The sequence below is a fragment of the Hyella patelloides LEGE 07179 genome (assembly GCF_900659865.1).
Lineage (GTDB): Bacteria > Cyanobacteriota > Cyanobacteriia > Cyanobacteriales > Xenococcaceae > Hyella > Hyella patelloides.
Genome location: NZ_LR214075.1, coordinates 1 through 7,860, shown reverse-complemented (window position 1 = coordinate 7,860; position 7,860 = coordinate 1). Strand labels below are relative to the sequence as shown.

At 40.3% G+C, this 7,860-nt stretch carries 5 protein-coding genes; all 5 read left to right on the top strand.

Translation table 11 applies throughout. The annotated features are described in order from the left end of the window. Positions 1 to 570, top strand: a 570-nt coding sequence (locus H1P_RS28920; protein ID WP_281291257.1) for a lanthionine synthetase LanC family protein, incomplete at its 5' end; no start/stop codon positions are given. Between the two features lie 418 nt (positions 571 to 988). Then, entirely contained in the window at positions 989 to 2,095 is a 1,107-nt protein-coding gene (locus H1P_RS28915; protein WP_144874258.1) for a cyclic nucleotide-binding domain-containing protein, read from the top strand. 11 nt (positions 2,096 to 2,106) lie between these two features. Next, positions 2,107 to 3,555: an NHLP bacteriocin system secretion protein gene (locus H1P_RS28910; RefSeq protein WP_144874256.1), complete on the top strand. Its 1,449-nt coding sequence runs from the start codon at positions 2,107 to 2,109 to the stop codon at positions 3,553 to 3,555. A 26-nt stretch (positions 3,556 to 3,581) separates the two neighbouring features. After that, positions 3,582 to 5,813, top strand: a complete 2,232-nt coding sequence (locus tag H1P_RS28905; protein WP_144874254.1) for an NHLP family bacteriocin export ABC transporter peptidase/permease/ATPase subunit — start codon at positions 3,582 to 3,584, stop codon at positions 5,811 to 5,813. A 21-nt stretch (positions 5,814 to 5,834) separates the two neighbouring features. After that, entirely contained in the window at positions 5,835 to 7,598 is a 1,764-nt protein-coding gene (locus H1P_RS28900) for an ABC transporter transmembrane domain-containing protein (protein WP_144874252.1), read from the top strand. Positions 7,599 to 7,860: the final 262 nt, after the last annotated feature.

The following is a 7,860-nucleotide window of genomic DNA, read 5'->3' as shown; positions in this document are numbered from 1 at the left end:
CCATTATATCCACATGAGCAAAAATCGAAAAGATGTAAGATTTTCGGAAGCTGGATGAAAAGAAATTTTCACGTCCAGATTTCACAGAGAGGGGCGAGAGATAATACTCTCCCTCGACTCTACCAAACGACAGCCATAGTCGATTCTGAATCAGATCGCGAACATGGCAACTATAGTTCCCAAATCAGTTATTGTTTATCAAGTCTTGGTTGCTTAAACTTTCTAGATGCACCAGAAGATCGAAATAAGCTAAAAGTAATCCTACAAAACTTGCCAAGATTTCCTCTGCAACAAATGAATAATCTTGGTTATGGGAATTTCCATCGAGTAGAAATTTTACTAGCTGGATCTCAACAACTAGATATTCCAGAATTTCAAAAAACTGCCAGAAAACTAGCTACTTATCTTCTAACTAAAGCCGAGCAAACTAGCTTTTTCTGTATCCTCCCCAACCTACATCCAGATATTTACAATCCTGCTTTCTTGACGGGAATGGCTGGAATTGGCTACGAGTTACTGAGGTTAGAATATCCAGATTTATTACCTTCGATTATATTACGACAATCTTAGTAGTAGTGTTGCAAATCTATCTGGTCAATAACCTCATTAGGGCTTACGCAGAGACATCATAGTTAGGGCGTGGCATCGCCCCGTCTTACTACTTTATATATGTATTTTGAGAATGCATACTAGGAGACTTTAGTCTTAGGGAAATATACCTACTGTATCAACGAAAGTTAGAGGGTCTTTATCTCTTTCGTTGAGGGGAGATTTGAGACGTTTTTCAGATGTTTACATTCGGAGAAACCCATAATATTAAATCAGTTCTTAAATTAATCCTGGTCATAACTCAAAACATAATTTCGGTTATGGAGAAAATAATCTTTGTGAAATTTTATATTTTTAAATTTATGAGCTTTTTGATGACATATTTTGTTCAAAATGAGAATTGCTGCTCGACTATTTCTTAATTTAGATAGGTGCGAATATGACAGAAGTACTGCTAAAACAGCTAAATAGCCAAGATTTGCAATGGCTCAAACTCAATGGTGAGAGACAATACATCAATTCTGGAGAATCCTTGATTCAACAGAAAGAAACAGTCGAGTGCTTGTATATCATTCTCAACGGTGAATTCGTAGGGATTATTTCCAGACAGTCAGAAGGAGTTTTAGGTCGTGCTTTTTCTGCTTTGGAAGATGACTCTAACCTCGAACGAGAAATTATTCGTTTGGGTGAGGGGGAAATTATTGGCGAGATGTCTTTTTTAGATATTAGTCCCGCAGCTAACACTTTTACGGCAGTTGAAGACTCTCTAGTTTTGGGAATTTCCCGCGAAAAACTCCAAAAAAAACTGAAACAAGACGTTGGTTTTGCTGCTCGTTTCTATCGGGCGATCGCTATTCTCTTATCCGAGAGATTTGAACATCTGGTTAATTTATATCTGCGTAATCGGATGGGAAAACTCAAACCCTTACAGGACATTCCCATGCTGTTTGGAGAATTTAAAGATAGCGATGTGGACTGGATGCTATCTTGCGGATTTCTGCAAAAAGTTCCTCCTGGTCAAACCCTGGCTCAAGTCGGTCGTCAAGCAGAAAATCTCTACATTATTCTGCGAGGAAAGATGTCTTTAATCGTTAATGAAGCCAAACAAAATCAAATCAGCAAAGTTTTTGTGGCTTTAGAATTAGAAGAAGACAGCCAAGCAGAATTAGAGCGAGAAATTGCTCAACTCACCTGTGGGGAAATTGTGGGAGAAACGGCGACATTTGATTCTCACTTGTCTGGTGTTACCCTACGCACCGAAGAAGACACCATAGTATTGACCATTCCCAAAGAAAAGTTACTGGTAAAGTTACAACAAGATCCCGCAATGGCAGCTCGTTTTTATCGAGCGATCGCAATTTTGTTATCTGGAAGACTTCAAGGACTTATTAGCCGTTTGGGATTTGGTAAAGATAGCTATCAATTTGGTCAAACTTTATCTTCTGAGACTGAATACGAAGATGAAATCGAGCTTTCCATTATGGATAAAATCTTTCTCGGAGGAGCGAGATTTGATTGGATGTTGAAAAGATTAGGAGTTATTTAAAGGAGAATGTGATGCCAAAAAATAACAAAATGTTTCGTCAAGAAGCATTAGAACGATTATCTTCCCCAGAAAAACTAGATCAAACCTTAAAAGTTGTCAATCCCCAAGCTTGGCTTCCTTTAGCTACTGCTGGTTCTTTAGTTTTAGTAGCCGTCCTTTGGAGTATTTTTGGACGAATCCCTCTAACAGCAAACGGTCAGGGGGTATTAATCCAACCCCGTCGGGTAGTGTCTTTTCAGTCTCCCAGTGACGGACAAGTAGTAGACTTAAAAATTGAGTCAGGAGAAGAAATCAAAAAAGGGGATGTGTTGGGGACTATTAGCCAACCCGCGCTCGAACAACAACTAGAACAAGAGAAAAATAAACTTGCTCAGTTACAGAAGCAAGATCGAGACAGTGGCGACTTGCAAAATAAACAAGTGACAGGAGAACGAGAAAGTCTCCGTCAGCAAAAAAACAATCTGGAAGAAAGTTTACAGCGAGCAGAAATTGAACGAGATTTGCGAGACAGAGGCTCAGCATCTCTGGATCAAAATCGAGCAAGTCTTCAAGAGCGTATCGCTCAAGGCAAACAATTAATCCCTAGATCGAAAGCAAGAGTCGATAAATTTCGCAATCTTTTCCGAGATAAATTGATTACTGAAGATATCTTATTTAATGCGGAGCGAGAGTATTTTGATAGTTTGGCACGATTATCAGAATTGGAAACGCAATTAAAACAATTGGATGTCGAAGAAACCAATATTGAACGGGAATATCTCCAAAGTTTGAACCAAATTGACGATTTAAAGAACCAGATTCAAGAAATTGATACTCAGTTAGCTCAGGTGGATCGCGAAGACTTACAAACTTCATTTGATCGCAAAAGTGAAATTCAAGAGGTCAAAAATAGTATTGCCCAAATGGAAGGAGAAATTACTGGCAAAAGCCGTATTGTCAGCAAACACGATGGTAAAGTTCTAGAGGTAGCAGCAGTACCAGGTCAGATAGTTAGTACGGGAGCCAGAATTGGCAGTATTGAAATTGCCACTCAACAAGAAGAGCCTCAATTAGTGGGAGTAGCTTACTTTGCCGATAGCGAGGGCAAAAAAATTGAGCCAGGGATGAATGTTCAAATTACTCCCAGTATAGTCAAGCGAGAACGCCATGGCGGAATGTTAGGGGAAGTAACCAGAGTTTCCGATTTTCCCGTCACTCCTGAAGATATGTCTGTGATTATTGGTAACCAAAATTTAGCAGAAGATTTAGTTAGCAGTTTAGGGGGTAACGCACCTATACAAGTATTTACGAAACTGAAATCAGATACTGACAGCGTTAGTGGTTATCAGTGGTCTTCGTCCGATGGCCCTCCTGTAACCATATCTCCAGGAACAACGGCTCAAATTCGGGTTCAAGTAGGCAAAGTGGCACCTATTGCTTATGTTATTCCCTTATTTCGTTCTCTTACTGGAATTTATTAAGATTTATTCACCACTGGCAATTAACAATGTTGGCTTTTATCAAGAGACTCATACCAGGTAAAAAATCATCACAACGGGTTAAAACTCCGACATTGGTGCAAATGGAAGCTGTAGAATGTGGCGCAGCAGCTTTGGGCATAATTCTCGGTTACTACGATCTCATTTTACCTCTAACTCAACTGCGTCGCGATTGTGGGGTTTCACGGGATGGTAGTAAAGCTTCTAATGTGCTGAAAGCTGCCCGTCTTTACGGTTTACAAGCCAAAGGATTCAAGAAATCTTTAGAGACAGTTCGTTCGATTAAGCCTCCTTTTATTGTTTTTTGGAGTTTTAATCACTTTGTCGTTCTTGAAGGTTTTGCTAAAGAGCGAGTCTATCTCAACGATCCTGCTACTGGACCGAGAACAGTTTCTTATGAAGAATTTGACCGCGCCTATACGGGAGTTGTCCTGGTTATGGAGCCAGGAGAAAACTTTCAAAAGGGAGGAAAGAAAAAAGGAATTATTCCTGCTTTGGCTTCGCGGTTGCGTAATTCTCGCGGTGCGATTATTTTCTGTTTGCTAGCTGGTTTAATTCTGACTATTCCTCGTCTAGCAGTACCAGCTTTTACTCAAGTATTTATAGATGAAATTTTGGTGCAGGGTCGTCAAGACTGGTTGCGCCCCCTGATTTTAGGAATGCTTTTTACTACTGGAATCAGAGGACTGTTAGCTAGGTTGCGGTTGACTTATTTGAGGAAGTTGATGTTAAAATTATCTGCTTCGATGTCTGGTTCTTTTATGTGGCATATTCTTCGTTTGCCTAATAGCTTTTATGCTCAAAGATTTGCAGGAGAAATCAGCAATCGTTCTCAACTCAATGACAAAGTAGCAAATGTTTTATCTGGAAGGCTCGCAACCACCATCATCGATACAGTGATGATCGTTTTTTATGGTCTGATTATGTTTTTTTATGATTGGCTACTAACCCTAATAACTATTGCTTTTGCCACAGCTAATCTTCTGGCTTTAAGATATCTTGCTCGCAGTCGGGTTGATGCTAATCTGCGACTGTCTCAAGAAAGGGGTAAAGTTGCAGGAGTTGCTATTGGTGGAATCCAAACTATTGAAACGATCAAAGCTAGTGGTTTAGAGTCAGATTCGTTTACTAAGTTTGCTGGTTACTATGCCAAAAACCTTAACGCCAAACAAGAATTAGCTATACCTTCCCAAATTCTCAACACAATTCCTGTCTTATTAACTGCTGTGGCAACTACAAGTATCCTGGTGATTGGGGGGCTTCGAGTCATGGAAGGTAGCCTCAGTATCGGGATGCTGGTTGCTTATCAAACATTAACTGCGGAATTTCTCCAACCTGTCAATCAATTGGTAAACTTTGGTAGCACTTTACAAGACTTAGAAGCCGACCTCAACCGTTTAGATGATGTCTTAGAAAACCCTGTCGATCCCGAAGCAGAAAGAGAAGTCAACGGTAACAGAAGCCATGAATTAGCCTCGGTCACTCTCAATTCTTTTCGCTTGGGAGGCAATGTAGAATTGCGATCGCTGAAATTTGGTTATTCTCCCCTAGAACCACCTTTAATTGACGACCTCAATCTGATTATTCAACCAGGACAACGAGTCGCCCTAGTGGGGGGTAGCGGTTCGGGCAAATCTACTGTAGCCAAATTAGTTACGGGACTCTATCAACCCTGGTCGGGAGACATCTTACTAGATGGTAGACTCAGACAAAATATTTCCCGTTCGATATTGGCTAATTCTTTAGCAATGGTAGAACAGGAAATCTTTTTATTTGCAGGTACGATACGAGAAAACTTAACTTTATGGGATGCTACTGTTCCTGAAGAAGATATGATTGCTGCTTGTAAAGATGCAGCCATTCATAAGTTGATTTTAGAAATGCCTGGGGGTTATAACGCACAGTTGAGTGAAGGAGGAATGAACCTCAGTGGAGGACAGCGACAGCGTTTGGAAATTGCTCGCGCTTTGGTGAGAAATCCTCAAGTGTTGGTATTAGATGAAGCTACCAGTGCTTTAGATGCGGAAACCGAACTAATTATCGATCGCAATCTCAGAAAAAGAGGTTGTTCTTGTATTGTGGTTGCCCATCGTTTGAGTACGATTCGAGACTGCGATGAAATCATCGTACTAGAAAAAGGCAAGGTGGTACAGCGAGGTACTCACGAATCATTACGCAGCGAATCGGGTATTTACACGGGTTTGGTGGGTATTCAAGAACCTCCAGATACCAGTAACTAAAATATACAGGCTTCAATAACAATGGTTAAATCGAATTTAACAACAAAATATTCAACAGCAGAAATTTTCCTTAAAGGCAATCAACTATTATCCCTAGATACTTCTGAAACCTTTTGGTTTGTTAGGTCTGGTTCAGTAGGGATCTTTGCTGTGACAGCCGATCGCGATCGCCATTTTCAAGGAGCGCGTCAGTATTTATTTACTGTTAAACCAGGAGAGGCTTTATTTGGTGTTCCTTTGATTCGGGAATCGGATTCGGAGAATTTATTAGGAATGGTAGCGGTAGCTATTGAAGCTACACAATTACAGGCGATCTCTCTTCAAAGTTTGATGATTAAAGTCAAAAAGAAAGATCGAAAGGCGATCGTAATTTTAGAAAGTTGGCTCAAACACTTAAATCAATGGCTAGCTGCTCAACAAACCATAACAGAGAATATCGTAGCTGCTAGTGGAGCTAATTTTTTCCCTCTAACCACAAATCAAACTTTACAACCACCCACTGATGAAATTGTCTGGATAGAAGTACGAAACGGAACAACCCATTGGCTCAATAGAGAGGCATTTCCCATAACTGCAAACTCTCCCCCATTTCCTCTAACTTCCAGCATGGGGTTAACCGCAGTCACCAAAAAAGTAGAAGTTGCTACTGTCCCTACCGCAGAATTAGAGCAACCAGAACAATTACCTCGCAGCTTGGCTTTACTCCACCGTTATTTTTTAATCTATTTTTTCCAAATACAACAACAAAAAATTGCTACAGAATACAAACGCTTTCAACAAAGAAATCAACTCAATCTTGAAGTAGCAGAATCGGCTTTCGGTAAGTTAGCCAATGTTTTAGACACCAAAGTAGCAGAATCCAAAGTAGCAGAAACCAAAATCTTTGAATCAGGAAATTCCTTACTAATTGCTGCGGGGGCGGTAGGACGCGCTAAAGGAATGAAAATTAACCCTCCTTCGGATGCCGAAGAGCTTAACCGAGTCAAAGATCCCCTAGATGCGATCGCTAGAGCTTCTTTGTTTCGTACCCGTCGGGTAATTTTAGAAGGGAAATGGTGGCAAGAAGAATATGGCGCATTACTGGGTTATCGTCTCCAAGATCGTTCTCCTATCGCCCTGTTACCGAAAAAAAATAATCATCTAAATCGAGGTAGCAATTACTTCTTATTTGACCCCGAATCTCGCCAAAAGAGGGAGATCGATGCTGTAATAGCAGATGATATTTCTCCTGAAGCTTATCTGTTTTATCGCCCTTTACCCCCTTTAATGTATAAGGCTACAGAAATATTTCGCTTTGGGGTTCAAGGTCATGAATCAGAAGTAATTGCCATCTTTGTGTTGGGTATTATTGGCAGTTTGTTGGGCATGGTAACACCTCAAGCCACTGCTATGTTAGTTAATAACGCTATCCCAGACGGCGATCGCATTTTACTGTGGCAAATTGGTTTGGCTTTATTTGCAGCAGCTTTTGGCAAAACACTGTTTCAGCTAGCTCAAGGTTTTGTTTCTCTAAGGGTTGAAAATGCTGCCGACAGTAATTTACAACCCGCAGTTTGGGACAAATTACTACAGCTAAGTCCTGCCTTTTTCCGTCAATATTCTTCTGGGGATTTAGTAACTCGTTTGATGGCTGTCAGCCAAGTAAGGGGACAATTAAGTGGTGCGACTCAAAGAACTTTATTAAGTAGTATCTTTGCCCTCTTAAATTTAGTCTTGATGTTTGTCTACAGTGTCAAACTTGCTTTTGTAGGTTTAGGAATCGCTATCCTAACTAGGGTTTGCTGAATAACTTGACAACCTTGAGCAAATAAAGGTTACAAGGATTTTGGGCGCAGCAAAAAGTTAAGTAAAAATGGCGAAAAACCCCTAAAATTGGTAAAAGACCCTTGCACTTATCTCAGCAAGAACAAATGTACCGTAAAACTAGCCAGTCGGAGCTTACCCCAGAAAATTTTGAATTACCCTTTGAAAGTAAGTTGTCATCAGAAAACCGATGGGTAATTATGGCAGAGTTAATTCCTTGGTCAGATTTTGAGTCAGAATATGC